Source organism: Massilia sp. 2TAF26, from assembly GCF_052115005.1.
In the GTDB taxonomy this organism is placed as follows: domain Bacteria; phylum Pseudomonadota; class Gammaproteobacteria; order Burkholderiales; family Burkholderiaceae_D; genus Telluria.
The window spans coordinates 1-26,955 of record NZ_JBFRFV010000043.1 but is presented as its reverse complement, the minus strand read 5'-3'; the positions used below and the strand labels follow the sequence as shown (position 1 = coordinate 26,955).

Sequence of the window (26,955 nt, the reverse complement as noted above, 5' to 3'; positions counted from 1 at the left end):
CCCCTGCAAGCGTAAAGTTATTGATGCACGGAAAAAGGCTTCATCCGTCGATTCCAATAATGATGTTCAGGAGGACTTAGTTTCCCATTATTCGTTTCTAGCCCGTCGGCTTACTCGGCCGATATCTATTTGACGGCCAGATCCGTGGCATCGCGTATAGTCTTGCGATGCCTAAACTACTTCTGACCTTCGCCATCCTGGCGCTGCTGTTCTGCCTGCTGTGCGGGCCGGTGCTCTATGTGGCGCTCCGGTTCAGGCGGCGGGGGGATGTGGCGGCATTGCGGCCGCTGCGCGTCGTCTGGCTGGCGCAGCTGGCGCTGGCCGCCATCCTGATCTTCGTGGCCGACGATGCCCGGCTGGGCAATCCGGTCGGCGTCATGCTGGGCATCGTCATCGGCGTGAGTTTGGGCGGTGCCGTCCTGTTCGGGCTGTGGCGGCTCACGCGCCGCCTCGTGCTGCGTTAAACCTCAGACCTTCTGTTCCGACGTCACCGACGCCAGCTTCGCTTCCAGTTCCGCCACGCGCAGTTCCAGGGCGTCGAGCTTGGCGCGGGTCTTGGCCAGCACCTGGGCCTGGATGTCGAATTCTTCGCGCGTCACCAGGTCCAGCTTCGAAAAGCCCTGGGTCATCATGGCCTTGACGTTGCGTTCGATGTCCTTGGCCGGCGAATTCTCGATCGCCTGGTTGATCTTGCCCTGCAGATCATTAAAGAAGTTATTCATGTCCATTTCTGTCCTTGGTGAAGCCGAGTGGTGCGCACTCATTTTGTGCGCGCCTCGCTGATTTAGTGCGTGCACCTGCGTGGCGCACGCCCTTGCGGCGTCATTTATGTTTTTGGCATATCAAAAATGGGGGCAGAGGCCTGCGAATACAAGGTCTGCCGCTCCATTCCGGGGTGGCACGCATCCTGCTAAAGCAAACATACAACATAGAAAAACAGGAAAGCGAAGTACGGATTGTAAACCCATCAGGTCCAAAGTTCATTTACCAGGGAGTGTCGTATGAAGCGTCGAAGCAGCAAGTGGCAGCACATCGCGATGGTCGCGGCGGGTTTGTGGAGCCTGGGCACCGGGCTGGCCGGGGCACAGGAGCAGGAGCAGAAGCCCGAGCACGAGGTCAGCTTCAACGCGGCGGTGACGAGCGATTACCGTTACCGCGGCCTGTCCCAGAGCCGCCTGGATCCGGCGGTGCAGGGCGGCGCCGACTATGTCCATAACCCGACCGGCCTCTACGTCGGCACCTGGCTCTCGTCCATCAAATGGACCAAGGACCTGGGCGGCAGCGGCAACGTCGAGTGGGATATCTATGGCGGCAAGCGCGGCAATCTCAGCGCCGACATCACCTACGACGTCGGCGGCCTGTACTACTTCTATCCGAATAACGGCCTGCATCCGAATGCCAACACCTTCGAGCTCTACGGCCAGCTGGGCTACGGGCCGGCCTACGTCAAGTACTCGCATTCGCTGACCAACCTGTTCGGCACCGCCGACAGCCGCGGCAGCGGCTACCTCGACATCGGCGCGAACGTCGACGTCGGTGGCGGCTTCGTGCTGAACCTGCACGCGGGCCACCAGGAAGTCCGCCACAACGGCGCGGTGTCCTATACCGACTACAAGGTCGGCGTGACCAAGGACCTCGGGGTCTGCTCGGTGGCGCTGGCTTACGTCAAGGCCAATACCAGCGGCTACCTGAGCCCGTCCGGAGAAAACCTCGGGAAGTCCGCGGCCCTGCTGTCTGTTTCAAAAACTTTCTGAAGAGGCAATCGCATGAAAATGATCACCGCCATCATCAAACCCTTCAAGCTCGATGAGGTCCGCGAGGCCCTTTCCGAGATCAATGTCCAGGGTATTACGGTGACCGAAGTGAAAGGCTTCGGCCGCCAGAAGGGCCATACCGAACTCTACCGCGGCGCCGAGTACGTGGTCGACTTCCTGCCGAAGACCAAGATCGAGGCGGCGGTCGACGACGCCATCGTCGACCAGGTGATCGACACCATCCAAAGCGCGGCACGCACCGGCAAGATCGGTGACGGCAAAATTTTCGTCTCCGATCTGGAGCAGGTAATCCGTATCCGTACCGGCGAGACCGGCAACGATGCGCTGTAAGGGGAATCCGATGATCCGCACACTCACCAAACTGATCGCAGGCTTCAGTGTCGCCATGGCGCTCTGCGCTGCACTGCCGGTCCTGGCCCAGGATGCCGCTGCACCAGCCGCGTCGGCGCCGGCCGCCACCGCAGCCGCCAATGCCGGCGCAGCCGCTCCTGCTGCCCCGGCCGCTCCCGCCGCGGCAGCAGCGACGGCCGCGCCGGCAAGCCCGGCCGCTCCCGCCGCCGCACCCACGCCGCAGAAGGGCGACACCGCCTGGATGTTCGTCGCCACCCTGCTGGTGATCATGATGACGATTCCGGGCCTGGCCCTGTTCTACGGCGGCCTGGTGCGCTCGAAGAACATGCTGTCCGTGCTGATGCAGGTCTTCATGATCTTTTCCGTCATCATCGTGCTGTGGTGCCTGTACGGCTACTCGCTGGCCTTCACCGAGAACAATGCCTTCATCGGCGGCCTCGACCGCGTATTCCTGAAAGGCATCTGGGATCCGGCCAAGGCGAGCTTCTCGACCGCCGCCACCTTCAGCAAGGGCGTGGTGATCCCCGAGTTCATCTACGTCGCCTTCCAGGGCACCTTTGCCGCCATCACCTGCGGCCTGATCGTCGGCGCCTTCGCCGAGCGCGCGCGCTTCGCGGCCGTGCTGGCCTTCGTGGCGCTGTGGTTCACCTTCGGCTACCTGCCGGTGGCCCACATGGTCTGGTTCTGGACCGGTCCGGACGCCATCACCAGCGCTTCGCTGGCGGCTGAAACCGCGAAGGGCGGCTGGCTGTGGCAGAAGGGCGCCCTCGACTTCGCGGGCGGCACCGTGGTGCACATCAATGCCGCCGTCGCCGGCCTGGTCGGCGCCATCATGATCGGCAAGCGCATCGGCTACGGCCGCGAGCACATGGCGCCGCACTCGCTGACCATGACCATGGTCGGCGCGTCCCTGCTGTGGGTGGGCTGGTTTGGCTTCAACGCCGGCTCGGCGCTGGAAGCGGGCGACGTCGCCGCGCTGGCCTTCATCAACACCCTGCTGGCGACCGCCGCGGCCACCGTCTCCTGGGTGCTCGGCGAATGGTTCACCAAGGGCAAGCCGTCGATGCTGGGCGGCGCCTCGGGCGCGGTGGCCGGCCTGGTCGCCATCACTCCGGCCTGCGGCTTCGTCGGCCCGATGGGCGCGCTGGTCATCGGCCTGGTGGCGGGCGTGGTCTGCCTGTGGGGCGTGAACGGCCTGAAGCGCATGATCGGCGCCGACGACTCGCTCGACGTGTTCGGCGTGCACGGCGTGGGCGGCATCCTGGGCGCGCTGCTGACCGGCGTGTTCGCCGCGCCGCAGCTGGGCGGGCAGGGCATCTTCGACTACACCACCAACAAGATGTCGGCCGACCCGTACTCGATCGCCGGCCAGGTGCTGGTGCAGCTCGAGGCGGTCGGCACCACCATCCTGTGGTCGGCGGTGGTCTCCCTGATCGCCTACAAGCTGGTCGACATCGTGATCGGCCTGCGGGTGCCGGAAGAGCAGGAACGCGAGGGCCTGGATATTACCAGCCACGGCGAATCGGCTTATCATTCCTGATCAGGCCCCGTGTCGCTAAAAGCGCCCTGCGGGGCGCTTTTTTATTTCCGATGGGATAATTGGTCTTTAAAAAGGGGGCGCGAGCCCCCATGTCGCATTTCCCACATCGCTAAGAAGCCCCAAGGACGTCACCATGGTTCCCCACCTTGCCACAGCCCTCAACGGTCCCCTGCTGGACCTGGAAAAGAAGATTCTCGAAGCCACCCCCGCCATCGAGCGCTGGTTCCGCCTCGAGTGGCAGGAGCACACGCCGCCGTTCTATTGCTCGGTGGACCTGCGCAACGCGGGCTACAAGCTGGCGCCGGTGGATACCAACCTGTTCCCGGGCGGCTTCAACAACCTGTCGACCGAGATGCTGCCGCTGACGGTGCAGGCCGCCATGGCCGCGATCGACAAGTATTGTCCGGACGCGCGCAACCTGCTCCTGATCCCGGAAAGCCATACCCGCAACCCCTTCTACCTGCAGAACGTGCAGCGCCTGATGCAGATCTTCCGCCAGACCGGCCTGCACGTGCGCCTCGGTTCGCTGTCGCCGGAAGTGACCCAGCCGACCCCGCTGGCGCTGCCCGACGGGAACATGCTGGTGGTCGAGCCCCTGGTGCGCTCGCCCAACGGCCGCCGCGTCGGCCTGGCCGATTTCGATCCCTGCACCATCCTGCTGAACAACGACTTATCAAGCGGCATCCCGAGCATCCTCGAAAACATCCACGAGCAATCGCTGCTGCCGCCGCTGCACGCCGGCTGGGCGGTGCGCCGCAAGAGCAACCACTTCAAGGCCTTCGACGAAGTGGCCAAGAAGTTCGGCAAGCTGATCGACATCGACCCCTGGCTGGTGAACCCGCTGCACAGCAAGTGCGGCGAGGTGAACTTCCAGGAAGACGTGGGCATGGAATGCCTGGCCGATAACGTCTCGGCCCTGCTGTCGAAGATCAAGAAGAAGTACAAGGAATACGGGATGAAGGACCAGAAGCCCTTCGTCATCGTCAAGCCGGACGCCGGCACCTACGGCATGGGCATCATGACCGTCAAGGATGCCTCCGAGGTGAAGGACCTGAACCGCAAGCAGCGCAACAAGATGTCGGTCATCAAGGACGGCGTCACCGTCACCGACGTGCTGATCCAGGAAGGCGTGCCGACCTTCGAGTCGATCAACGACGCGGTGGCCGAGCCGGTCGTGTACATGATCGACCGCTACGTGGTGGGCGGCTTCTATCGCATCCACGCCGAACGCGGCATCGACCAGAACCTGAACGCACCGGGCTCGCAGTTCGTGCCGCTGGCGTTCTCCCAGCAGCATGCGGTGCCGGATCTCAAGGCCAAGCCGGGCACGGCGGCCCCGAACCGCTTCTACGTGTACGGCGTGGTGGCGCGCCTGGCGTTGCTGGCGGCGTCGCTGGAGCTGGAACGAACCGATCCGGATCCGGAGATTTATTGATCCGTTTCCGGACCTCCGGGACGTCCTTCTTCGCCATGTAGACGAAGTGCGAGCGCAATAGCGGCAGCATTGCGCCCAGCAGTTCCGGCACCAGCCAGGGCAGGCGCGACATCATCCGGTTCAGCGGCGACGCCAGGATCAAGGTGCGGTACAGCCTCTCGTCGGTTGGCCAGAAGCGCAGCAGTTCGACATCGCTGACCTTGCGCACGCCCGGGTTGCGCGGGCTGCCATAGCGGACGTCGAGGATCATCGTCCAGCCGCCCGGTTTCAGGACCCGCCACATCTCGGCGGCCAGTTCGCGCCGCTGGTCTTCGTCGGGGATGGCCGAGAACACGGCATCGGCGCTGACCAGGTCGGCGCTGTTGTCCGGAAAGGCGTCCAGCCGCCCCAGGTGCCAGCGCACCCCGGGCGCCGTGTGCAGGCGGGCGCGCTCGAGGCGCTCCTGCTGCAGTCCGGTGCCGGTCAGGTGGGCGGGCGAGGCGCCCCATTCGATCAGCTGGCGCAGGAAGCCGCCGTTGCCGCAGCCGACGTCGAGCACGCGCAGCGCCGACAGATCCTTCCCCACCGTAGATGCCAGCAGCCGCGCCAGCACGCGCGAGCGCGCCGCCGCCTCGCTCACGACGTCCGGCCGGTGCCAGTCATGGCTCGCCGGCGCGGCGCTGTCCTGCCACTGGCGATAGACCTGGTTGATGCGCTCCTGCTCGGCCTGGTTGCTCATCGTTTAACCCCCTGGCCGCCCATCATCCGCAAGCCATCTGCGCGCACGCTTGAGAGCCCGCAAATGCGTACCGAATAAATGCTTCTTTGCCAATGGGAAGTGGTCCGGCGGGCAAGGCCGGCGCCGCGGGCCGCCTTTCCGCGAGAATCCGCGTTTCCGGCTAAAATCGATGCATTGTCCCGACTGGAACCAACATGAAAATCGCTTTTCTCGCCGACCCGCTGTCCGGATTCAAGATTTACAAGGACTCGACCTTTGCGATGATGCGGGAGGCGGCGCGCCGCGGCCACCAGATCTACGCCTTCGAGCAGCGCCACATGGTGCTGGAGCAGGGCGTGGTGACGGCCGACGTGGTCGAGATCACCCTGACCGGCGACCCCGACGAGTGGTACGAAGCGGGCCAGGCGGATACCGTGCGCCTGTCCGAGTTCGACGCCGTCATCCAGCGCAAGGATCCGCCCTTCGACATGGAATACGTGTACGGCACCTATCTGCTGGAACTGGCCGAACGCCAGGGCGCGCGCGTGTTCAACAAGCCCTCGGCGATCCGCGACCACAACGAGAAGCTGACCATCGCCCAGTTCAGCGAGTTCACCTCGCCGACCCTGGTGTCGTCCTCGGGCACCCGCCTGCGCGCCTTCCACGCCGAGCACGGCGACGTGATCTTCAAGCCGCTCGACGGCATGGGCGGCGCCGGCATCTTCCGCGTCAAGATTGATGCCCTGAACCTCGGTTCCATCATCGAGACCCTGACCGAGAACGGCGCCCGCACCATCATGGCCCAGAAGTACATCCCGGCCATCGTCAAGGGCGACAAGCGGGTGCTGGTCATCGACGGCAAACCGGTGCCGTTCGTGCTGGCGCGCATCCCGCAGGGCGGCGAAGTGCGCGGCAACCTGGCCGCCGGCGGCGTCGGCGTGGCCCAGCCGATCTCGGCGCGCGAGCGCGAGATCGCGGAAGCCCTCGGCCCCACACTGGCCGAGCGTGGCCTGTTGCTGGTAGGATTGGATGTGATCGGCGATTTCCTGACCGAGGTGAATGTCACCAGCCCCACCTGTTTCCAGGAGATCCACGACCAGACCGGCTTCGACGTGGCGGCGATGTTCATCGATGCCGTCGAGCGGGCAGCTGACAGGAAATGACATGGTAGGCATTCTGCTGATGACCCACGCTCCGCTGGGACAGGCATTCATCGCGGCGGTCGCGCACGTATTCCGCGGCCCGACCGAACGCTTCGAGGCGATCGACGTGACCGCGGACCAGGATACGAAAGAGGTCAACCGCCTCGCGCACGAAGCCATCTGTCGCCTGGACGAGGGCGACGGCGTGCTGGTCATCACCGATATCAAGGGCGGCACGCCGTCCAATTGCTGCAATGCGCTGGCCGAGGCGGGCCGCGTCGAAGTCATCGCCGGCATCAGCCTGCCGATGCTGCTGCGCGCCATCACCTATCGCCGCGACACGCTCGACGTCGTTGTCGAGATGGCGCTGGCGGGCGCCCAGAACGGCGCGGTCAGGGTCGACAACCGGATCCGCGTAGGTAGCTGAATTCTTACTAAAACGAGAACATGATTCAACAGGAACTCGAGATCATCAACAAACTGGGCCTGCATGCCCGCGCCTCCGCCAAATTCACCCAACTGGCCGCGAAGTACAAGAGCGACGTCTGGCTCACCCGTAACGCGCGCCGCATCAACGCCAAGTCCATCATGGGCGTGATGATGCTGGCCGCCGGCAAGGGCGCCAAGGTGACGCTGGAAGCCGACGGCCCGGACGAACAGGATTGCATCGCCGCCCTGACGGCACTGATCAACGACAAGTTCGGCGAAGGCGAGTAATGCCGGATACCCGAGGCGGCCGCTTCCCTCCAGGAATATCGATGGCATCGTTCACACTGCATGGCATACCGGTTTCGCGCGGGATCTCGATCGGACGCGCGCACCTGCTCACGCCGGCGGCGCTGGACGTCAAGCACTACCTGGTGCCGGAAGAGCAGGTCGAGGCCGAGGTCAAGCGCCTGCGGGACGCGATCGCCGAGGTGCACCGCAACCTGCAGGACCTGTGGACCGAGCTGCCGAAGGACGCCCCGACCGAACTGGGCGCCTTCATCGACGTCCACGTGCTGATCCTGTCGGATCCGATGATCTCCGAAGCCCCGCTCGACATCATCCGCACCCGCCACTACAACGCCGAATGGGCGCTGGTGACCCAGATCGACGAGCTGTCGGCGCAGTTCGACGAGATCGAGGACGAATACCTCCGCGAACGCAAGCAGGACATCCAGCAGGTCGCCGAGCGGGTGCTGAAGGTCCTGATGGGCACCGCGCTGGACGTGCCGCCGGCCAAGCCGGCCGGCGAGGACGAGTTCCAGCCGCAGATGATCGTGGTCGCCCACGATATCTCGCCGGCCGACATGCTGGCCTTCCGCGACCGTTCCTTCGTCGGCTTCGTCACCGACGTCGGCGGCCAGAACTCGCACACCGCGATCGTCGCGCGCAGCCTCGACATCCCGGCGGCGGTCGGCATGAGCCAGGCTTCGCGCCTGGTCGAGCAGGACGACTGGGTGATCGTCGACGGCGACGCCGGCGTCGTGATCTGCAATCCGAGCGCGCTGGTGATGGAGCAGTACCGCGCGCGCCAGGCCGCGCTGCTGAAGGCCCGCAAGCGCCTGCTGAAGCTGAAGAAGACGCCGGCGATCACGAAGGACGGCACCCCGGTCACGCTGCTGGCCAACATCGAGCTGCCGGAAGACTGCGCGCCGGCGCTGGACGCGGGCGCGGCCGGGGTCGGCCTGTTCCGCTCCGAATTCCTGTTCATGGGACGCGGCGCCCACGGCCTGCGGGTCCCGGACGAGGACGAGCAGTTCGAGCAGTACCGCAAGGCGGTGCTGGCGATGAAGGGCCGCCCGGTCACGATCCGCACCCTGGACGTCGGTGCCGACAAGCCGCTCGACCCGAGCGAGCACACCGCGCTGAATCCGGCCCTGGGCCTGCGCGCGATCCGCTACTGCCTGGCCGAGCCGCAGCTGTTCCTGACCCAGCTGCGCGCGATCCTGCGCGCATCAAGCTTCGGTAAAGTACGGATCCTGATCCCGATGCTGGCGCATGCCTTCGAGATCGACCAGTCGCTCAGCATGATCGAGCAGGCCAAGCAGCAGCTGCGCGAACAGAACGTCAAGTTCGACGACGGCATCGAGGTCGGCGCCATGATCGAGATCCCGGCCGCCGCGCTGGCGCTGCCGATGTTCGTCAAGCGCATGGATTTCCTGTCGATCGGCACCAACGACCTGATCCAGTACACGCTGGCGATCGACCGCGTCGACTATGAAGTGGCGCACCTGTACAATCCGCTCCACCCGGCGGTGCTGCACCTGATCGCGATGACCATCGAGGCCGGCCGCAAGGCGGGCATCGACGTTGCCGTATGCGGCGAGATGGCGGGCGACACCAAGCTCACCCGCCTGCTGCTCGGCATGGGCCTGCGCGAATTCTCCATGCATCCGGCCCAGCTGCTGGCGGTCAAGCAGGAAATCCTGTCCAGCGACCTGGCCCTGCTGGGCCCACGCACCCGCCGCATCCTGCGCGCGATGGAACCGGCGGCGATCGCCGAGGCCGTCGAGCAGCTGCAAACCCTGTAACCAAGAAGCTCATGGGATCGATTGGAATAGTCTCACCCCAGGCGATGCACTTCGCCGAACCGCTGCGCCTGCAAAGCGGCGCCTCCATCGGCGACTACACGCTGATGTATGAAACCTATGGCACCCTGAACGCCGACAAGTCCAACGCGGTGCTGATCTGCCACGCGCTGAACGCCTCCCACCACGTGGCGGGCCACTACGCGAACGAGCCGAAGAGCGCCGGCTGGTGGGACAATATGGTGGGCCCGGGCAAGCCGGTCGACACCGACCGCTTCTTCGTCATCGGCGTCAACAACCTCGGCTCCTGCTTCGGCTCGACCGGCCCGATGCACGACAATCCGGCCACCGGCAAGCCCTATGGCGCCGCCTTCCCGCTGGTGACGGTGGAAGACTGGGTCGCGGCCCAGGCGCGCCTGGCCGACCGCCTCGGCATCGAACAGTTCGCCGCCGTGATGGGCGGCTCGCTGGGCGGCATGCAGGCGCTGGCCTGGAGCATCATGTTCCCCGAGCGCCTGCGCCATTGCATCGTGATCGCCTCGACGCCCAAGCTGTCGGCCCAGAACATCGCCTTCAACGACGTCGCCCGCACCGCCATCCTGTCCGATCCGGACTACCACGGCGGCGATTTCTACGAACACGGCGTGGTGCCGAAGAACGGCCTGAAAGTGGCGCGCATGGTCGGCCACATCACCTACCTGTCGAACGACGACATGGCGGAAAAATTCGGCCGCAAGCTCCGCAACGCCGCCGAGACCGACGAGTACAAATTCGACTTCGGCGTCGACTTCGAGATCGAGTCCTACCTGCGCTACCAGGGCGACAAGTTCTCGGAATACTTCGACGCCAACACCTACCTGCTGATCACCAAGGCGCTCGACTACTTCGATCCCGCGCGCGAGCACGGCGGCAACCTGGCCAAGGCGCTGGCGAACACCAGGGCCAAGTACCTGATCGCGTCCTTCACCACCGACTGGCGCTTCTCGCCCGAGCGCAGCCGCGAGATCGTCGAGGCCCTGCTGGCGAACCGCCGCAAGGTCAGCTACGCCGAGATCGACGCCCCGCACGGCCACGACGCCTTCCTGCTCGAGGACCCGCGCTACATGAACATCGTGCGCGCCTACTACGACCGGATCTGGGAAGAAAGCACTGCTAGGGACGCCGCATGAAATTCGAAGACCTGAACACCCTGCGCCCCGACCTGGCCTTCATCACCCACTGGGTCCGGTCCGGTTCGCACGTGCTGGACGTCGGCTGCGGCGACGGCGCCATGCTGCGCTACCTGGAGCGCGGCAAGCGCTGCACCGGCTACGGCGTCGAGATCGCCGACGACAAGGTGCTGGAGAGTACGAAGCGCGGCGTCGACGTGATCCAGCACGACATGGAGCAGGGCCTGGACCTGTTCGGCGACGATACCTTCGACATGGTGCTGTGCCTGTCCTCGCTGCAGATGATGCAGCACGTCGAGGCGCGCCTGCGCGACATCGTCCGCGTCGGCAAGGAAGCCATCGTGTCCTTCCCGAACTTTGCCTACTGGCCGCACCGGATGGCGCTGCTGAAGGGCCGCATGCCGGTGTCGCGTTCCCTGCCTTACCAGTGGTTCGACACCCCCAACGTGCGCTACGCCACGATCCACGACTTCAAGGACCTGGCCGAGAAATGCGGGCTGGAAGTGCTGGAGTACGTGGCGCTGGCCGAAGGGCAGGTGGTGTCCTTCCTGCCCAACCTGCGCGGCAGCCTGGCGGTTTTCCGCCTGCGCAAGAAGGATCTGGTCGTTACCTAACAGTGTGCTTTCATATGCTTGTGTATGATGCGCCGTAATGACAGCTATCCGCATCGGAGACGACCATGACCAAGTTCAAGCAAGCAGTGGCCGTGCTGGCCTTGTGCGGCATCGTGCAGGCGGCGCCGGCCCAGGATCGCGGGCAGCAGGGCCAGGTGGTGCAGGACGGCATCGCGGTCAAGCCGCTGAAAGGCGGCGCCCTGCGCGACCTGCTGGCGCCGGAAGGCGCGATGGACCAGCAGGCCGCCCAGCAATACGCGGCGCTGCTGGGCCAGGCCCAGCAGAAGGGTGTGCTGGTGCCGGCCGGCGACCCGCAGGTCAAGCGCCTGCGCGCCATCGCCGAGCGCATCATCCCGCATACCACGCGCTGGAACCAGGATGCCCAGCAGTGGAAATGGCAGGTCAACCTGCTCAAATCGGACCAGGTGAACGCCTTCTGCATGCCGGGCGGCCGCATCGCCTTCTTCACCGGCATCATCGACAAGCTTAAGCTCACGGACGACGAAATCGCCGCCGTGATGGGGCACGAGATCGCCCACGCCCTGCGCGAACACGGGCGCGACCGCCAGGCCAAGGCCACTACCACCGGCCTGGCCACGTCCGCGCTCGGGGCGCTGTTTTCCGCCTGGTCGGGCTACGACGTGCGCGGCCTGGCCAACACCGCGGGCCAGCTCTACGTGCTGAAATTCTCGCGCGACGAAGAGCGCGAAGCCGACCTGGTCGGCCTGGATATTTCGGCTCGCGCCGGCTACGATCCGCGTGCCGGCATCGCCCTGTGGAACAAGATGGCGGCCCTGGACCAGAGCGGCGCGACTATCGACCTGCTGTCCACCCACCCGGGCGGCGCCAACCGCATCCAGCAGATCCAGGATCACATGAACGTGCTGCTGCCGCTGTACGCGCGCAGCAAGGGCACTTCGGTCGACCGCCTGCCGCCTTACCGAAGCAATGTCGCGGTTCGTTAGGAAGGGCCACCAGGCCGAAGCCAATGCCCATGTGCCGCTGCCGGTGCGCGACGGCGTCGCTCCCAGCTACCTGTGGATCACGGAAACCCGCCCCGGCGGCATGCTGGCCTTCCTGAACGAACGCTTCCCCGAGGTGGCCGGCCCGCCCTGGGCCGAGCGGCTGGCGCGCGGCGACGTGGTCGACGCCAGGGGCGAGCGCCTCGCCGCCGGCAGCCATGTGCGCCAGGGCATGCGCATCTGGTACTACCGGGAGCTCGAGGAAGAGACGCCGATTCCCTTCGAAGAGAAGATCCTGTTCCGGGACGAGCACCTGCTGGTGGTCGACAAGCCGCACTTCCTGCCGATGATCCCGACCGGGCGCTTCCTGCGCGAGACCCTGCTGGTGCGCCTGAAGCGCGCGCTGGCGCTGCCGCACCTGACGCCGATCCACCGGCTCGACCGCGAGACGGCCGGCGTCGTGATCTTCTCGCACAATCTGGAAACACGCGGCACCTACCAGTCGATGTTCCAGAAGAGGACGATCCGCAAGACCTACGAGGCGCTGGCGCCCATGCTGGAGGGACGGGAATTCCCCTTCACCTACCGCAGCCGCATGGTCGACGGCGAAAAATTCTTCGTGATGAAGCAGGAAGAGGGCGAGCCGAATTCGGAGACCGTGGTCGAGCTGATCGAGCGCCGCGGCGCGCTGGCGCGCTACCGCCTGCACCCGCATACGGGCCGCAAGCACCAGCTGCGCCTGCACATGGCCTCGCTGGGCGTGCCGATCCTGAACGACGCCTTCTATCCGGTGGCGCTGCCCTGCAAGGGCGACGACTTCTCGGCGCCCCTGCAACTGCTGGCGCGCAGCATCGCCTTCGAGGATCCGCTCACCGGCCAGGCGCGCAGCTTCGCCAGCGAACGCATGCTGGCGTGGCCGAAGGATTACAGCGCGTAGTCGATGATGAGAGGCGCGTGGTCCGAGAAGCGCTCGTCCTTGTAGATCGAGACGGCATGGGCCTTGGCCGCGATGCCCGGGGTGGCGACGTGGTAGTCGATGCGCCAGCCCACGTTGTTCGCGTAGGCCTGGCCGCGGTTGCTCCACCAGGTGTAATCGACGGCTTCCGGCGCCACCACGCGGTGCACGTCCACCAGGCCGACTTCGTCGAAGATGCGGGTCATCCAGGCGCGCTCTTCCGGCAGGAAGCCGGAATTCTTCATATTGCCCTTCCAGTTCTTGAGGTCGATTTCCTTGTGCGCGATGTTCCAGTCGCCGCAGATGACGACCTCGCGGCCCTCGGCCTTCAGTCCCTGCAGGTGCGGCAGGAATACCTCCATGAAGCGGAACTTGGCTTCCTGGCGCTCGGGTGACGACGAGCCGGACGGGCAGTAGACCGAGATCACGGTCAGGTCGCCGACGTCGCAGCGGGTGTAGCGGCCTTCATTGTCGAACTCGACGCAGCCGAAGCCGATCCTGACGGCATCCGGCTTCATGCGGCTATAGACGCCGGTGCCGGAGTAACCCTTTTTCTCGGCGTAGTGGAAATGGCCGTGGTAGCCGTGCGGCGCAAGGAATTCCTCGGTCATGTCGGCTTGCTGGGCTTTCAATTCCTGCACGCAGATGAAGTCGGCGTTCTGGCCGGCGAGCCAGTTGAAGAAGCCTTTCTTGTGGGCGGAGCGGATACCGTTCAGGTTCGCAGAAATAATTCTTGGCATGGGTCAAAAAGAAAAAGGCAGGCGGGAGTTCAAGGTGGAGAGTGTAACGTGTTTTGATCTGACTCAACATATTGCCGTTGTTTGGCCGCTGGGAAGCATCTTTGTTTACTGTGCATGGATGACTATGCTTGTCGCCATGATTGTTAAGTCCACTGTTTCAACGTGTTAAACTTTCCGATGGAGTCCGCGTCCTGCGGGCGCTTTTCATGCATGCACAGGAGCTTACGTGCTGATCAAGACCGACGACATTCTGTCCGGGAAACACGGAGAAAACAGGCATTTCGTCCGTTTTTATGACAACGACGACATGCTGCTCGACGAAGTCGCGGCTTTCGTCGACCAGGCCCTGGCCGCCGGCGGCAAGGGCATCGTGATCGCCACCGCCGTCCATTGCGAGGCGCTGCGCCGGCGCCTGGATGCCCTCGCGCTCGCGCAAGGCCGCGCCATGCCGCAGCCCGGTCAGCTCGCCTGGCTCGATGCCGAGGCGACGCTGGAAAGCTTCCTGGTCGACGGCTGGCCGGACCGCCGGCGTTTCGACGAGGTGGTCGGCACCCTCGTGCGCGATACCTGCGCCGGCGGCACCCGCCTGCATGCCTTCGGCGAGATGGTGGCGCTGCTGTGCGCGCGCGGGCATTACGACGCCGCACTGGAGCTCGAGCGCCTGTGGAACGAGCTGGCGCAACGGATCGAGTTCGCCCTGTTCTGCGGCTATCCCTGGAGCCTGTTCCCGTCGAACAAGATGGCACACGCCTTCCAGCAGGTCTGCGCCGAACACGACCACGCCTGCGCCGACGTGGCGATGGACCTGCCGGCTGGCGGCGACGTCGACCCGAAGCTGCTCAGGCTCGAGCAGAAGGTGCGCATGCTGGAAGCCGAAGTGGAGCGCCGCAAGGATACCGAGGCCGTCCTGCGCCAGAGCGAGCGCGAGCTCATGGATTTCGTCGAGAACGCGGCCGAGGGCCTGCACCGGGTCGGCGGCGACGGCACCATCCTGTGGGCCAACCGCGCCGAACTGCAGATGCTCGGCTACCGCTGGGAAGAATACGTCGGCCACCACATCGCCGAATTCCACGTCGACGCGCCCGTCATCGGCAGCATCCTGTGTCGGCTGTCGAGTGGCAAAACCCTGTACGACCAGCCGGCCCGCCTGCGCTGCAAGGATGGCTCGATCCGGCATGTGCTGATCCACTCGAACGGCCACTTCGAAAATGGCGAGCTGCGCTACACGCGCTGCTTCACGCGCGACGCCACCGAAAGGCGCGAGCGCGACCTGGCGCTGGCCCAGCGCGACCGCATGCTGCTCAACGCGCCGGTGGCCGCGGCCCTCCTGGCCGGACCGGACTTCACCTTCCGCCTGGCCAACCGCAGCTATACGGAGCTGGTCGGCCGCAGCGGACTGGAAGGGAAGACCTACCTGGAAGCCTTCCCGGAACTGCGCGACAGCGAGCCCCTGCACCTGCTCGAACAGGTCTACCGCAGCGGCCGGATGGTGCGCGCGGAAGAGATGCGGATCGTCCTGAACGATGCCAACGGCCAGCCGCGCGAACGCTTCCTCAAGTTCAGCCTGGAACCGCACGAGGTAAACGAGGACGACGAGCGCGGCGTGATCCTGGTGGCGGTGGACGTCACCGAGCATGTGCGCAGCCGCCAGCAGATCGAACGCGCCCACGCCGAGCGCGCCGAACTGCTGGCCGAGCTGACCGCCGCCAGCCAGGCCAAGGACGAGTTCCTGGCCATGCTCGGCCACGAGCTGCGCAATCCGCTCTCGCCGATCGTCACCTCGCTGCAGCTGATGCGCCTGCGCGGCGAAGAAGCCGCGCTGCGCGAGCGCGAGATCATCGAACGCCAGGTCGGTCACCTGGTCCGCCTGGTCGACGACCTGATGGACATCTCGCGCGTCACGCGCGGCAAGATCGACCTGAAGTTCGAACACGTCGACATCGCCCAGCCGCTGAACAAGGCGGTCGAAATGGCCAGCCTGCTGCTGGAGCAGCGCCGCCATCGCCTCGACGTCGAGATCGAACCGGGCCTGCGCTGGGAAGGCGATCCGGTGCGGCTGGCGCAGGTGGTCTCGAACCTGCTGACGAACGCGGCGCGCTACACCGAACCGGGCGGCCACGTGCGCCTGACGGCGGCGCGCGAGGGCGCGGGTGAAGGCGAGCCTTGGCTGCGCATCGGCGTGGTCGACAACGGCGTCGGCATGACGCCTGAACTGCGCGCCCAGGTGTTCGGCCTGTTTTTCCAGGGGAAGCGCAACATCGACCGCGCCGAGGGCGGCCTCGGCATCGGCCTGGCGCTGGTCAAGAACATCGTCGAACTCCACGGCGGCAAGGTCGAGGCGCGCAGCGAAGGGAAGGGCAAGGGCAGCGAGTTCGTGGTCCTGCTGCCGCTGCGCACGCCGGGCGCCGACGCCGCGCCCAGCCTGCCGGAGCCGGAGCCGGCGGCGGCGACCGGGCGCAGCCGCATCATGCTGGTCGACGACAACGTCGACGGCGCCGAGACCCTGGCGCGGCTGCTGGCCGCCCACGGCCACGAGGTGAAGGTCTTCCACGAGCCGATCGCGGCGCTGGCCGCGGTACCGGGCTTCCGTCCCGACCTGGCGGTGCTCGACATCGGCCTGCCGGTACTCGACGGCTACGAGCTGGCGCGCCGCATGCGCGCGCTGCTGGACGGCCATCCCTGCCGCATGGTCGCGCTGACCGGCTACGGCCAGGAAGCCGACAAGGCCAGGAGCGGGCAGGCCGGCTTCGAACACCACCTGGTCAAGCCGGTCAATCCCGACCTGGTGGTGCGCCTGGTGAGCTCCGGCCCCGTAGGCCACGGCGCAGGCCCCGGTTAAAATACGGGTTTTATCGTACAGATCAGGGGTAAGTCGTGGACAATCTGCGCCAGCAGTTCATTGCGTTTTCCGTCGAGGCCGAAGTATTGAAGTTCGGCCAGTTCGTCACCAAGGCCGGCCGCCAGTCGCCGTATTTCTTCAACGCGGGCCTGTTCCACGACGGCGCCACGCTGGGCAAGCTGGCCCAGTTCTATGCCCAGACCCTGCTCGATTCCGGCATCGAATTCGACATGCTGTTCGGCCCGGCCTACAAGGGCATCACCTTGGCCTCGGCCACCGCGGTGGCGCTGGCGGCGAAGGGCCGCGACACTTCCTTCGCCTACAACCGCAAGGAAGCCAAGGACCACGGCGAGGGCGGCACCATCGTCGGCGCCCAGCTCAAGGGCAAGGTCGTGATCATCGACGACGTGATCTCGGCCGGCACCTCGGTGCGCGAATCGGTGGCCATGATCCGCGCCGCCGGCGCCGAGCCCTGCGCCGTGCTGATCGCGCTGGACCGCATGGAGCGCGGTGGCAAGGACGGCGTGCTGTCGCCGCTGTCGGCGGTGCAGGAAGTCAGCCAGAACTACGGCATCCCGGTGATCTCGATCGCCAACCTGTCCGACTTGTTCACTTACCTGTCGGCCGACCCTTCCATGGCCGAGCACAAGGATGCGGTGGCGGCTTATCGCGCGCAGTACGGCGTGGTCTGAGAGGCCAGCCGATGATTCCCGAGCCGGTCCGCCTCGACATTCTCGATCGGCTCAAGCGCGCAGAGGCGGAGCACGACGTCAAGGTGCTGCTGGCGGTCGAATCCGGCAGCAGGGCCTGGGGTTTCGCGTCCCCGAACAGCGACTTCGATGCCCGCTTCATCTACGTCAACCAGCGCGACTGGTATCTGTCGGTCAGCCTTGAAGAGCAGCGCGGCGTCATCGAGTATCCGATCGTCGACGAAATCGACATCAACGGCTGGGACCTGCGCAAGGCCCTGCGCCTGTTCTGGAAATCGAATCCGGCCTTCATCGAATGGATCCAGTCGCCCATCGTCTACAGCGAGTGCGGCGGCTTCGCCCAGGCCGTGCGCGCCATGCTGCCCCAGGTGTATTCCTGCGAGCGCGGAATCCATCATTATCGCAGCATGGCGAAGACCAATTATCGCGGCTACCTGAAGGCCGAGCGGGTCCCGCTGAAGAAGTACTTCTACGTGCTGCGGCCTCTGCTGGCGGTACGCTGGCTCGAAAAATACGGCACCGTGGCGCCGATCGAATTCCAGACCCTGCTGACGCTCATTGCGGACCAGCCGGCGCTCACCGGCGCCATCGATGCCCTATTGGAGCACAAGCGGAAATCACCCGAGATGGGATTGTCGCCGCAGATCCCCGAGATCCACGGCTTCATCGAACGCGAGCTGGAACGGCTGGAAGCGTTGAAGCCGGCGCGGCACGAGCGCCAGGAAATGGTCTCCGGGCTGTCGCGCCTGTTCCGTGCCACGGTCGACGAGGCATGGCGGGCATGAATGCGCATCGCTGCCTGGGCCGGCTGGGCGGGGCTGCTGCGGCTGCACTCCTGGGCCTGGCATTCGCGCTGCCGGCCCGCGCCGCCGGACAGGAGTCGGCGGCGCCTTATCCCTGCGCGGGCGTGACGGCCTGGAGGATGGCCCATCCCGACGATACCTACCAGGCCATGGTCCGGCGCGACGCCGCGCGTACGCTGTCCGATCCCGAATTGCGCGCCGAACTGGACGAGCGTTTCACGCGCGACCAGGACGCGCGCATCGCGTGGATGGCCAGGCGCTGGGATCGGCAGCTTGGCCGCGCGGTGACGCTGTCCGACCGAAACAACCTGCGCTGGCTGCGCGAACTGGTCGCCGGCAAGGGATTCCCCACCGCGGCCCAGGTCGGCGAAGTGGGCGTCAACCGCGCCTGGCTCCTGATGCAGCACATGGACGACGATCCGCAGTTCCAGGCATCGCTCCTGCCGACGCTGGAACAGCGCTTTGCGGACCATGAGCTGAGCGGCGATGACCTGGCCCGCTTCACCGACCGCATCCTGAAAGCGCAAGGCAAGCCGCAGCGCTACGGCACCCAGTTCTCGCCGGAAGAGATGGGAGGCGAACACTTCGGCCTGCCCGACGAGGCGAGCGTGCGCGAGGTCGAGGCCCACCGGCGCGACCTCGGCGTCATGCCGCTGGCGGACTACGCCTGCATGATGCGCGTGGCCCGCATCGGACATCCCTGAGCCGGACAGGTTTCATGCCGCTGCAGCGGCCGGCGCCTGCGCCTGCGTAAAATGCGCCACCTGGTCGGCCAGCGCCTTCCGGAAGGCCGGGCGCGCCATGCAACGGTCGCGGTAGGCCCGCACGCGCGCGTAGCGTTCCACCATCTCCATGTCGTCCAGCAGGCGCAGCACGGTCGTCATCAGGATGTCGGCCGCGCTGAAGCTCTCCGCCAGCCATTCCCGGCCATCGAGCCAGTCGTCGAGGTCGCGCAGGCGCTTGTCCACCATCGCTTCCGCCGAGGGACGGGCGCCCGCCGCCCAGGCTTCGCCAGCGGAAAACACCACCAGGCTGACGAGGTTGCCGACATAGGGCTCGACCGAGTTCAGCGCCGCGAACATCCATGCCGTCACCCGCGCCCGCTCGTCGGCGTCGTGCGGCAGCAGGACAGGGTGCCGCTGCCCCAGGTGCAGCAGGATCGCGCCGGTCTCGAACAGGGTCAGGCCGCCATCCTGCAGTACCGGAATCTGGCTGAAGGGCTGCTCGCGGCGGTAGGCGGGCGTGGCCGCGTCCTGGAATTCGAGCGCGCGGAGCAGGTAGGGCAGGCCGGCTTCCTCCAGCGCCCAGCGTACGCGCAAATCGCGCACATAGCCGATGGCGAACGGCGGCACGCTGCGGAAAGTGGTCAGGGTGATCATTTGGTCTCCTCCTTGTCATGGGATGGGAGCAGAATACGTGAGACCATAATATGTTCAAGAACATAATGTCGGAGACACGCCATGCCCTACAGCAACGAGCACAAGGCCCAGACCCGCGAGCGCATCGTCCATGCCGCGCGCAGGCTGTTCAACCGCCATGGCTTCGAGCAGGTATCGATCGACCGCGTGATGCTCGAGGCCGGCCTGACGCGCGGCGGCTTCTATCACCACTTCGGCAGCAAGGACGAGCTGTATGCGGAGGCCGTCGCCAGCTTCAGCAGCTGCAATCCCTTCAAGCCCGATTTCAGCAACAGCCCGCCGCCCGAACCGGCGCAGCTGGCGCGCATGCTGATCGACGTCTACCTGAGCGACGAGGTGTTCGACAACCCCGACCACCACTGCCCGCTGTACGCGCTGCCGGGCGACGTGGCGCGCGCCGGGCTGTCGCCGCAGAAGGCCTATACGCAGTTGATCCGCAACCTGACCGCGGTGTATGCGGCGGCGCTGGCCGGGGTGCCGGATGGCGAGCAGCGGGCCCAGGCCATCGTGTCGCTGTGCGTGGGCGGGATGGTGCTGGCGCGGACGACCGACGATGCGGGCTTGCGGCGTTCGCTGCGCGGCGCGGCGCGGGCGCAGGCGCTGATCTTGCTGGGCGCGGGGGCGCCGGAGCTCAGTCGTCGACCTTGAGCACCGTGAAAGCGATGTTTTTCAACGCAGCACCGGGCCGCCAGGGTGGATTGATGACCGAAATGTCGTGGATGCCCATGCGGCCGAAATCCTCAAGCGAGTAGGTCCAGCCGACCACTTTCGGATCGTCGCGGTAGAGCTTCTGGTAGCGCTCTTCCTGGCCCAGCGTCACATAATCCGCGCGTACGCCGAGCGCTTTCAGGTAGGCCTGTTCCTTGACCGAGTCGCCCTTGATCGATGCGTTGATCTGATCGATCAGCGCCTGGCGTTCCTTCGGCGGCATCGCGGCGAGCGTCTTTTTCGTGGCTTCGTCGAAGTTGAAGCTGGTGCTGCTCAAGCCGCCGTGCAGGCCGATGACGGCGAAGTTGCTGACCACCTTGTGCTGCCCTGCAGGGAACACATAGTTGGCGCAGGACGACATGCAATACTCCAGCACCTTGACGTCGAGCTTATGGTCGCGGACCCATTGGCCCAGCGCCAAGCCTTGAGTAGTCGGCCCGCCCTCGCTACGAATCGCCAGCCGGGCCGGCTTTTCCTTCAGGCTGTCGTACAGGGCAAACAGCTTTGCATTGGCCTGTTCGTCGAGTGGCCCCACGTAATTCAGTTCATCGTGGTCGAGATAGACCTGGGTGGAGGTGGCGTCTGCGGCGCAGGCCAGGAAAGAGACGAGCAGGAGCGGCAGAAATCCGGAGCGGGCAGGATGGCGCATCGATGGCTTCGCAGAGAAATGGAACATCGATTATAGGCAGGCACGATCCGGCCAAGGCTCACCAAATCTCACGCAACAGGCATAAAAAAACCGGGGGGGCCCCGGTTTTTTACAAGGTCAAAACTTCTGAAAAATCAGGCAGCCAGCTTTTTCTTCAGCAGCTCGGTCACCTGGGCCGGATTCGCCTTGCCCTTGGACGCCTTCATGCATTGGCCGATCAGCGCGTTGATCGCCGCTTCCTTGCCGGCGCGGTACTGCTCGACCGATTTCGCATTGTTGGCCAGGACTTCGTCGACGATGGCTTCGATCGCGCCGGTGTCCGAGATCTGCTTCAGGCCTTCACGCTCGATGATGGCGTCGGCAAGCTGCTCGTCTTCCGACTCCGCTTCCCACATCAGGCTGAACACCTTCTTGGCGGCGTTGTTCGAGATCGTACCGTCGGCGATGCGCTTCAGCAGCAGGGCCAGCTGCGAGGCCTCGACCGGCGACTCGATGATGTCGAGGTCGGCGCGGTTCAGGGCCGAGGAGACGTCGCCCATCATCCAGTTGGCGGCGGCCTTGGCGTTCTCCTTGCCGGCCTTGGCCACCACGGCTTCGTAATAGCTCGCCATGCCCTGCGACGAGGTCAGGATCAGCGCATCGTACTCGGGCAGGCCGTAGTCCTTGATGAAGCGGTCGCGCATCGCGCCCGGCAGTTCCGGCATGTCGGCCTTCACGCGCTCGATCCAGTCCTGCGCGATCACCAGCGGCGGCAAGTCCGGGTCCGGGAAGTAGCGGTAGTCCTGCGCGTCTTCCTTGCTGCGCATCTGGCGGGTTTCCTTCCTGTCCGGGTCCCACAGGCGGGTCGCCTGCACGACCTTGCCGCCGTCTTCGATCAGTTCGATCTGGCGCCGCACTTCGTAGTGGATCGCCTCTTCCATGAAGCGGAAGGAGTTCAGGTTCTTGATCTCGCAGCGGGTGCCGAATTCCTTCTGGCCGACCGGGCGCACCGAGACGTTGACGTCGCAGCGGAAGGAGCCTTCCTGCATATTGCCGTCGCAGACGCCCAGCCACATCACCAGCGAGTGCAGGGCCTTGGCGTAGGCGACCGCCTCGTTCGCGCTGCGCATCTCCGGCTCGGAGACGATCTCCAGCAGCGGCGTGCCGGCGCGGTTCAGGTCGATGCCGCTCATGCCGGCATAGTCCTCGTGCAGCGATTTGCCGGCGTCTTCCTCGAGGTGGGCCCGGGTCAGGTTGACGGTCCTGGTGACCATCTTGCCGTCCTTCTCGTAGGCGAAGCTGATGGTGCCGCCCTGGACCACCGGGTCCTCGAACTGGCTGATCTGGTAGCCCTTCGGCAGGTCGGGGTAGAAGTAGTTCTTGCGCGCGAAAACGGAGCGCGGGGCGATTTTGGCGCCGACCGCCAGGCCGAAGCGGATCGCGCGCTCGACGGCGCCGCGGTTCAGTACCGGCAGCACGCCCGGCAGCGCCAGGTCGACCGGGCTGGCCTGGGTGTTGGCCTCGGCGCCGAACTGGATCGAGCTGCCGCTGAAGATTTTCGAATTGGTCGTGAGCTGGACGTGGTTCTCAAGACCGATGACGACTTCCCATTGCATGTTCTTCTCCTTATACGCCTTCAGGCGCGCGCGCGTGCCAATCGGTCGCTTGCTGGTACTGGTGCGCGATGTTCAGCAGTTTGGCTTCGCTGAAGTAGTTGCCGATGATTTGCAGGCCGACCGGGCGCTTGGCGTTCCGCATTGCTCCTTCCTTGCCTTGGCCGAAACCGCATGGGATCGACATGCCGGGCAGGCCGGCCAGACTGGTCGACAGGGTGAAGATGTCGGCCAGGTAGTTGGCGACCGGGTCGTTCGATTTCGAACCCAGGTCCCAGGCCACGGTCGGGGCCACCGGGCCCATGATGACGTCGCACTTGTCCTTGAAGGCGGCCTGGAAGTCGTCCGCGATCAGGCGGCGGATCTTCTGCGCCTGCACGTAGTAGGCGTCGTAGTAGCCGTGGCACAGCACGTAGGTGCCGACCATGATGCGGCGCTGGACTTCCTTGCCGAAGCCTTCCGCGCGGGTCTTCTTGTACATGTCCTGCAGGTCGGTGTACGCCGGCGTGCGGTAGCCGTAGCGGACGCCGTCGAAGCGCGACAGGTTGCTCGAGGCCTCCGCCGGCGCGATGATGTAGTAGACCGGGATCGACAGCGAAGTCTTCGGCAGCGAGATCTCGACCAGGGTCGCGCCCAGTTTCACGAACTCGTCGAGTGCGGCGCGAACGCTGCTCTCGACGTCTGCGGCCAGGCCTTCGCCGAAGTATTCCTTCGGTACGCCGATGCGCAGGCCGGTCAAGGGCTTGTTCAGGTCGCGGGTGAAGTCTTCGCGCGCATTGCCCTGCTCGGGCGTGAGGCTGGTCGAGTCGCGCTCGTCGAAGCCGACCATCTCGTTCAGCAGCAGGGCGCAGTCCTCGGCGGTGCGTGCCATCGGGCCGCCCTGGTCGAGCGAGGAGGCGAAGGCGATCATGCCGAAGCGCGACACGCGGCCATAGGTCGGCTTGATGCCGGTAATGCCGCAGAAGGCGGCCGGCTGGCGGATCGAGCCGCCGGTGTCGGTGCCGGTCGCGGCCGGCGCCAGGCGCGCGGCGATCGCGGCGGCCGAACCGCCCGAGGAGCCGCCCGGCACGGCCAGCGTATCCCAGGGATTCTGGACCGCGCCGAAGGCCGAGTTCTCATTGGCCGAGCCCATCGCGAATTCGTCGCAGTTCAGCTTGCCCAGCGTGACCATGCCGGCGTCGCCGAACTTCGTGACCACGGTCGCGTCGAAGGGACTGACGTAGTTGCCCAGCATTTTCGAGGCGGCGGTCGAGCGCCAGCCGCGGGTAACGAAGATGTCCTTGTGCGCGATCGGGATGCCGGTCAGCGGGCCGGCCGAGCCTTCCGCGAAGCGCGCGTCGGCGGCCTTGGCCTGGGCCAGGGACAGATCGGCGTCGACGTGCAGGAAGGCGTTGTGCTTGCTCGCGGCGATGCGGTCGAGGTAGTGCCGGGTCAGCTCGGTGGACGAGATCTGTTTCGAATGCAGGAGCCTGGACAGCTCCGAGAGAGTCTTGTTATGCATGATTCTTTGATCCCAGCTTGGTTTATTCGATCACTTTCGGCACCAGGTACAGGCCGTCCTGGGTCTTCGGTGCAGGCGCCTGGTAGTCGGCGCGGCGGTCTTCTTCGGTTACCACGTCTTCGCGCAAACGCAGCGGCAGCGCGAGCACGGTGGCGAGGGGCTGCGACAGCGGCTCGACGCCGGTGGTATCGACGGCCTGCATCTGCTCGGCCAGGGCAAAGATGCCGTTCAGTTCATTCAGGGCGACCTCTGCGTGAGCGTCGTCCATATCGAGCTGGGCCAGGTTGGCAATCCGTTTTACGTCTGAAAGAGTCAGGGACATGGCTTAAGGCGCGGCTCGGCGCCGCGTTGAAAGATGGTTGTGCGAATAATGAAATTTGGTCAACGGCTTGCTAAAGCTGATAAAAGCTTTCTAATGCCGTCGATCTCGCAGGCTGATATAGGCGCGAATCCACCCGTTTTTCAGCGTTTAAACGGCAAATTATAAGGTAGAATGGCGGGCTAATGCGTTCTCCGGCGCCGAAAGCAGGCGGGCCGCGCATGAAAGCCCGCGGTGCGGATTCATCAATCGCGGCGAGGATTCCCCGATTAATGTTTGGGATCTCGATAAATCGAGGTCCGCTTTAGGCGCACTTGGATGCGCATCAGGACACACATGTTTGGTTTTGTTACGCAGTTATTTTCGAACGATCTGGCGATCGACCTGGGTACCGCGAATACCCTGATCTACGTCCGCGGCCAGGGCATCGTCCTGGATGAGCCGTCGGTCGTCGCGATCCGCCAGGAAGGCGGCCCGAACGGCAAGAAGACGATCCAGGCGGTCGGCAAGGAAGCGAAACAGATGCTGGGCAAGGTTCCCGGCAATATCGAAGCGATCCGTCCGATGAAAGATGGCGTGATCGCCGACTTCACCGTCACCGAGCAGATGCTCAAGCAGTTCATCCGCATGGTGCACGACTCCAAGTTCCTGCGCCCGTCGCCGCGCATCATCATCTGCGTTCCCTGCGGTTCGACCCAGGTCGAGCGCCGCGCGATCCGCGAATCGGCGCTGGGCGCCGGCGCCCGCCAGGTCTACCTGATCGAAGAGCCGATGGCGGCCGCGATCGGCGCCGGCCTGCCGGTGTCCGAGGCGACCGGTTCGATGGTGGTCGACATCGGCGGCGGCACCACCGAGGTCGGCATCATCTCGCTGGGCGGCATGGTCTACAAGGGTTCGGTGCGCGTGGGCGGCGACAAGTTCGACGAAGCGATCGTCAACTACATCCGCCGCAACTACGGCATGCTGATCGGCGAACAGACCGCGGAGTCGATCAAGAAGGCCATCGGTTCGGCCTTCCCGGGTTCCGAAGTCAAGGAAATGGAAGTCAAGGGCCGCAATCTGTCGGAAGGCATCCCGCGTTCCTTCACCATCTCGAGCAACGAGATCCTGGAAGCCCTGACCGACCCGCTGAACAACATCGTCTCCGCCGTCAAGAACGCGCTCGAGATGGCGCCGCCCGAGCTGGGCGCCGACATCGCCGAGAAGGGCATGATGCTGACCGGCGGCGGCGCGCTGCTGCGCGACCTCGACCGCCTGCTGATGGAAGAAACCGGCCTGCCGGTGCTGGTCGCGGAAGATCCGCTGACCTGCGTGGTGCGCGGTTCGGGCATGGCGCTCGAGCGCATGGACAAGCTGGGCTCGATCTTCTCCTACGAATGATCGGCTGGTAAGGACGTGGGCGGACAGGACGCGCGATCCCGTGCGTCCTGTCTGCGTTTTTGCGTCATATTAGTGTGTCTTCACGTCGGCGTCCGGCGGCATTCCGCGGGCGCCCTCATTATTGGAAGTCATGGAATACAGTCCTCCGCCGCTCTTCAAGCAAGGCGCTCCCGCCAGAGTCAAGGTGACGGTGTTCGCTCTCCTCTCGGTCGCACTGCTTGTCGTCGACGCGCGGTTTCATGCGCTCACCGCCGTGCGCCAGGTGGCCGCCACGGTCCTTTATCCTTTCCAGATGGTTGCCCTGATGCCGCGCGACGCGCTGAGCAATATGGGCAGCTATTTCTCCTCGATCTCCGCCTTGCAGAAGGAAGTGCGCGACCTGCAGAGCCAGCAGGTGGCGATGGCCCAGGCGATGCAGCAGGCCCAGCTCCAGACGGCCGAGAACGGCCACCTGCGCCGCCTGCTGGACGCCCGCGAACACCTGCCGGTGCGCACGATGATGAGCGAGATCCTGTACGACGCGCGCGACCCGGCGATCCGCCGCGTGGTGCTCGACCGCGGCGCGCGCAACGGCGTCAAGCTCGGCCTGCCCGTGATCGATAATGCCGGCGTGGTCGGCCAGGTCACGCGCGTGTTCCCCTTCACTTCCGAAGTCACCCTGCTGACCGACAGGGAGCAGGCGATTCCGGTGCAGGTGCTGAGGAACGGCCTGCGCAGCGTCGCCTACGGCCGCGGCCAGTCCGGCATGCTGGACCTGCGCTTCGTGGCGCCGAACGCCGACATCCAGGTCGGCGACGTGCTGGTCACCTCGGGCCTGGACGGCATGTATCCGGCCGGCCTGGCGGTCGCCAAGGTCAGCCAGGTGGAGAGCGTGGCCCAGGGCGCCTTCGGACGCGTGGTATGCCAGCCGCTGGCCGGCATCGACCGCCACCGCCAGCTCTTGATCGTGATGTCCGACGAGCCCGCGCAGCCGCGTCCGCCCGCGGAAGCGCCGAAAAGCAACGGCAACTCCTCGCGCCGCAACCTGCCGAAGATGGATCCGATCCCGCTGCCGCCGCTGCGGCCGCAGCCGCTGCCGCCGGCCCAGCAGCCTGCCGCCGGCGCCAACGGCGCGCCTGCCGCTGCCGCCGCACCTGCCGGCAC

The 26,955-nt window shown here is 65.5% G+C and carries 27 protein-coding genes and 1 pseudogene; 20 read left to right on the top strand and 8 right to left on the bottom strand.

Annotation, left to right across the window (positions count from 1 at the left end; translation table 11 throughout):
* Window positions 1-167 precede the first annotated feature (167 nt).
* Window positions 168-464, top strand: a complete 297-nt coding sequence (locus AB4Z32_RS25930; RefSeq protein WP_442124734.1) for a hypothetical protein — start codon at window positions 168-170, stop codon at window positions 462-464.
* A gap of 3 nt (window positions 465-467) precedes the next feature.
* Here AB4Z32_RS25930 and AB4Z32_RS25925 read toward each other — a convergent pair whose 3' ends face one another.
* The gene (locus tag AB4Z32_RS25925) at window positions 468-728 is read right to left on the bottom strand and encodes an accessory factor UbiK family protein (RefSeq protein ID WP_442124733.1); all 261 of its coding nucleotides are present in this window, start codon (window positions 726-728) and stop codon (window positions 468-470) included.
* A gap of 273 nt (window positions 729-1,001) precedes the next feature.
* On the opposite strand from AB4Z32_RS25925, the gene AB4Z32_RS25920 reads away from it, so the two are divergent.
* The 4 genes from AB4Z32_RS25920 to gshA all read left to right on the top strand — a co-directional run bounded on the left by AB4Z32_RS25920 (window position 1,002) and on the right by gshA (window position 5,101).
* On the top strand, window positions 1,002-1,754 hold the full coding sequence (locus tag AB4Z32_RS25920; protein WP_442124732.1) for a TorF family putative porin: 753 nt from the start codon (window positions 1,002-1,004) through the stop codon (window positions 1,752-1,754).
* A gap of 12 nt (window positions 1,755-1,766) precedes the next feature.
* On the top strand, window positions 1,767-2,105 hold the full coding sequence (locus tag AB4Z32_RS25915; RefSeq protein WP_442124731.1) for a P-II family nitrogen regulator: 339 nt from the start codon (window positions 1,767-1,769) through the stop codon (window positions 2,103-2,105).
* A 10-nt stretch (window positions 2,106-2,115) separates the two neighbouring features.
* Window positions 2,116-3,666 carry an ammonium transporter gene (locus AB4Z32_RS25910; RefSeq protein ID WP_442124730.1) on the top strand — a complete coding sequence of 517 codons (1,551 nt, stop codon included), beginning with the start codon at window positions 2,116-2,118 and terminating at the stop codon, window positions 3,664-3,666.
* Window positions 3,667-3,799: 133 nt separating this feature from the next.
* Window positions 3,800-5,101 carry a glutamate--cysteine ligase gene (gene gshA, locus AB4Z32_RS25905; protein ID WP_442124729.1) on the top strand — a complete coding sequence of 434 codons (1,302 nt, stop codon included), beginning with the start codon at window positions 3,800-3,802 and terminating at the stop codon, window positions 5,099-5,101.
* Window positions 5,102-5,336: 235 nt separating this feature from the next.
* Here the strand turns inward: gshA and AB4Z32_RS25900 are convergent.
* A pseudogene (locus AB4Z32_RS25900) lies at window positions 5,337-5,819 on the bottom strand (class I SAM-dependent methyltransferase); the annotation flags it as partial.
* Window positions 5,820-6,013: 194 nt separating this feature from the next.
* On the opposite strand from AB4Z32_RS25900, the gene gshB reads away from it, so the two are divergent.
* The 8 genes from gshB (at window position 6,014) to AB4Z32_RS25860 (ending at window position 13,135) form a co-directional block, all read left to right on the top strand.
* Window positions 6,014-6,961: a glutathione synthase gene (gshB, locus tag AB4Z32_RS25895; RefSeq protein ID WP_442124728.1), complete on the top strand. Its 948-nt coding sequence runs from the start codon at window positions 6,014-6,016 to the stop codon at window positions 6,959-6,961.
* Between the two features lies 1 nt (window position 6,962).
* Complete coding sequence (locus tag AB4Z32_RS25890) at window positions 6,963-7,367, top strand: PTS sugar transporter subunit IIA (protein WP_442124727.1); 405 nt, start codon at window positions 6,963-6,965, stop codon at window positions 7,365-7,367.
* A 20-nt stretch (window positions 7,368-7,387) separates the two neighbouring features.
* Entirely contained in the window at window positions 7,388-7,657 is a 270-nt protein-coding gene (locus tag AB4Z32_RS25885) for an HPr family phosphocarrier protein (RefSeq protein WP_442124726.1), read from the top strand.
* A 41-nt stretch (window positions 7,658-7,698) separates the two neighbouring features.
* Window positions 7,699-9,456, top strand: a complete 1,758-nt coding sequence (gene ptsP / locus AB4Z32_RS25880; RefSeq protein WP_442124725.1) for a phosphoenolpyruvate--protein phosphotransferase — start codon at window positions 7,699-7,701, stop codon at window positions 9,454-9,456.
* 11 nt (window positions 9,457-9,467) lie between these two features.
* Complete coding sequence (gene metX / locus AB4Z32_RS25875) at window positions 9,468-10,622, top strand: homoserine O-succinyltransferase MetX (RefSeq protein WP_442124724.1); 1,155 nt, start codon at window positions 9,468-9,470, stop codon at window positions 10,620-10,622.
* A complete protein-coding gene (gene metW / locus AB4Z32_RS25870) occupies window positions 10,619-11,236 on the top strand; it encodes a methionine biosynthesis protein MetW (RefSeq protein WP_442124723.1) in 618 nt (205 codons plus the stop codon). Before metX ends, metW begins: the two co-directional genes overlap by 4 nt.
* Window positions 11,237-11,301: 65 nt before the next feature.
* Window positions 11,302-12,201 (top strand): M48 family metallopeptidase, encoded by a 900-nt coding sequence (locus tag AB4Z32_RS25865; RefSeq protein ID WP_442124722.1) that lies wholly within the window; start codon window positions 11,302-11,304, stop codon window positions 12,199-12,201.
* On the top strand, window positions 12,185-13,135 hold the full coding sequence (locus AB4Z32_RS25860; RefSeq protein ID WP_442124721.1) for an RluA family pseudouridine synthase: 951 nt from the start codon (window positions 12,185-12,187) through the stop codon (window positions 13,133-13,135). The genes AB4Z32_RS25865 and AB4Z32_RS25860 overlap by 17 nt, the downstream gene beginning before the upstream one ends.
* On the opposite strand, the gene AB4Z32_RS25855 is transcribed toward AB4Z32_RS25860, so the two are convergent.
* On the bottom strand, window positions 13,123-13,893 hold the full coding sequence (locus tag AB4Z32_RS25855; RefSeq protein ID WP_442124720.1) for an exodeoxyribonuclease III: 771 nt from the start codon (window positions 13,891-13,893) through the stop codon (window positions 13,123-13,125). The genes AB4Z32_RS25860 and AB4Z32_RS25855 overlap by 13 nt on opposite strands.
* A gap of 226 nt (window positions 13,894-14,119) precedes the next feature.
* Here AB4Z32_RS25855 and AB4Z32_RS25850 point away from each other — a divergent pair, with 226 nt between their 5' ends.
* Genes AB4Z32_RS25850 through AB4Z32_RS25835 form a run of 4 tightly spaced genes read left to right on the top strand, consistent with a single transcriptional unit; the run spans window position 14,120 to window position 18,949 of the window.
* Window positions 14,120-16,732 carry an ATP-binding protein gene (locus AB4Z32_RS25850; RefSeq protein WP_442124719.1) on the top strand — a complete coding sequence of 871 codons (2,613 nt, stop codon included), beginning with the start codon at window positions 14,120-14,122 and terminating at the stop codon, window positions 16,730-16,732.
* Window positions 16,733-16,767: 35 nt separating this feature from the next.
* Window positions 16,768-17,424, top strand: coding sequence for an orotate phosphoribosyltransferase (gene pyrE / locus AB4Z32_RS25845; protein WP_442124718.1), 657 nt, complete (start codon window positions 16,768-16,770; stop codon window positions 17,422-17,424).
* Window positions 17,425-17,435: 11 nt separating this feature from the next.
* Window positions 17,436-18,227: a nucleotidyltransferase domain-containing protein gene (locus AB4Z32_RS25840; protein WP_442124717.1), complete on the top strand. Its 792-nt coding sequence runs from the start codon at window positions 17,436-17,438 to the stop codon at window positions 18,225-18,227.
* Window positions 18,224-18,949 carry a DUF6624 domain-containing protein gene (locus AB4Z32_RS25835; RefSeq protein WP_442124716.1) on the top strand — a complete coding sequence of 242 codons (726 nt, stop codon included), beginning with the start codon at window positions 18,224-18,226 and terminating at the stop codon, window positions 18,947-18,949. Before AB4Z32_RS25840 ends, AB4Z32_RS25835 begins: the two co-directional genes overlap by 4 nt.
* 12 nt (window positions 18,950-18,961) lie before the next feature.
* Here AB4Z32_RS25835 and AB4Z32_RS25830 read toward each other — a convergent pair whose 3' ends face one another.
* Window positions 18,962-19,624, bottom strand: a complete 663-nt coding sequence (locus AB4Z32_RS25830) for a glutathione S-transferase family protein (RefSeq protein ID WP_442124715.1) — start codon at window positions 19,622-19,624, stop codon at window positions 18,962-18,964.
* An 81-nt stretch (window positions 19,625-19,705) separates the two neighbouring features.
* Here AB4Z32_RS25830 and AB4Z32_RS25825 point away from each other — a divergent pair, with 81 nt between their 5' ends.
* Window positions 19,706-20,311 (top strand): TetR/AcrR family transcriptional regulator, encoded by a 606-nt coding sequence (locus AB4Z32_RS25825; RefSeq protein WP_442124714.1) that lies wholly within the window; start codon window positions 19,706-19,708, stop codon window positions 20,309-20,311.
* On the opposite strand, the gene AB4Z32_RS25820 is transcribed toward AB4Z32_RS25825, so the two are convergent.
* The 4 genes from AB4Z32_RS25820 to gatC form a co-directional block, all read right to left on the bottom strand.
* Entirely contained in the window at window positions 20,295-21,020 is a 726-nt protein-coding gene (locus AB4Z32_RS25820) for a hypothetical protein (RefSeq protein WP_442124713.1), read from the bottom strand. The two genes, AB4Z32_RS25825 and AB4Z32_RS25820, sit on opposite strands and share 17 nt — an antisense overlap.
* A 134-nt stretch (window positions 21,021-21,154) precedes the next feature.
* Window positions 21,155-22,615 (bottom strand): Asp-tRNA(Asn)/Glu-tRNA(Gln) amidotransferase subunit GatB, encoded by a 1,461-nt coding sequence (gatB, locus tag AB4Z32_RS25815; RefSeq protein ID WP_442124712.1) that lies wholly within the window; start codon window positions 22,613-22,615, stop codon window positions 21,155-21,157.
* A gap of 10 nt (window positions 22,616-22,625) precedes the next feature.
* Window positions 22,626-24,113: an Asp-tRNA(Asn)/Glu-tRNA(Gln) amidotransferase subunit GatA gene (gene gatA / locus AB4Z32_RS25810; RefSeq protein ID WP_442124711.1), complete on the bottom strand. Its 1,488-nt coding sequence runs from the start codon at window positions 24,111-24,113 to the stop codon at window positions 22,626-22,628.
* A gap of 22 nt (window positions 24,114-24,135) precedes the next feature.
* Window positions 24,136-24,435, bottom strand: coding sequence for an Asp-tRNA(Asn)/Glu-tRNA(Gln) amidotransferase subunit GatC (gene gatC / locus AB4Z32_RS25805; protein WP_442124710.1), 300 nt, complete (start codon window positions 24,433-24,435; stop codon window positions 24,136-24,138).
* 333 nt (window positions 24,436-24,768) lie between these two features.
* Between gatC and AB4Z32_RS25800 the strand changes: the two genes are divergently transcribed.
* A complete protein-coding gene (locus AB4Z32_RS25800) occupies window positions 24,769-25,812 on the top strand; it encodes a rod shape-determining protein (protein WP_047827025.1) in 1,044 nt (347 codons plus the stop codon).
* Between the two features lie 130 nt (window positions 25,813-25,942).
* Window positions 25,943-26,955, top strand: a 1,013-nt coding sequence (gene mreC / locus AB4Z32_RS25795; protein WP_442124709.1) for a rod shape-determining protein MreC, incomplete at its 3' end; no start/stop codon positions are given.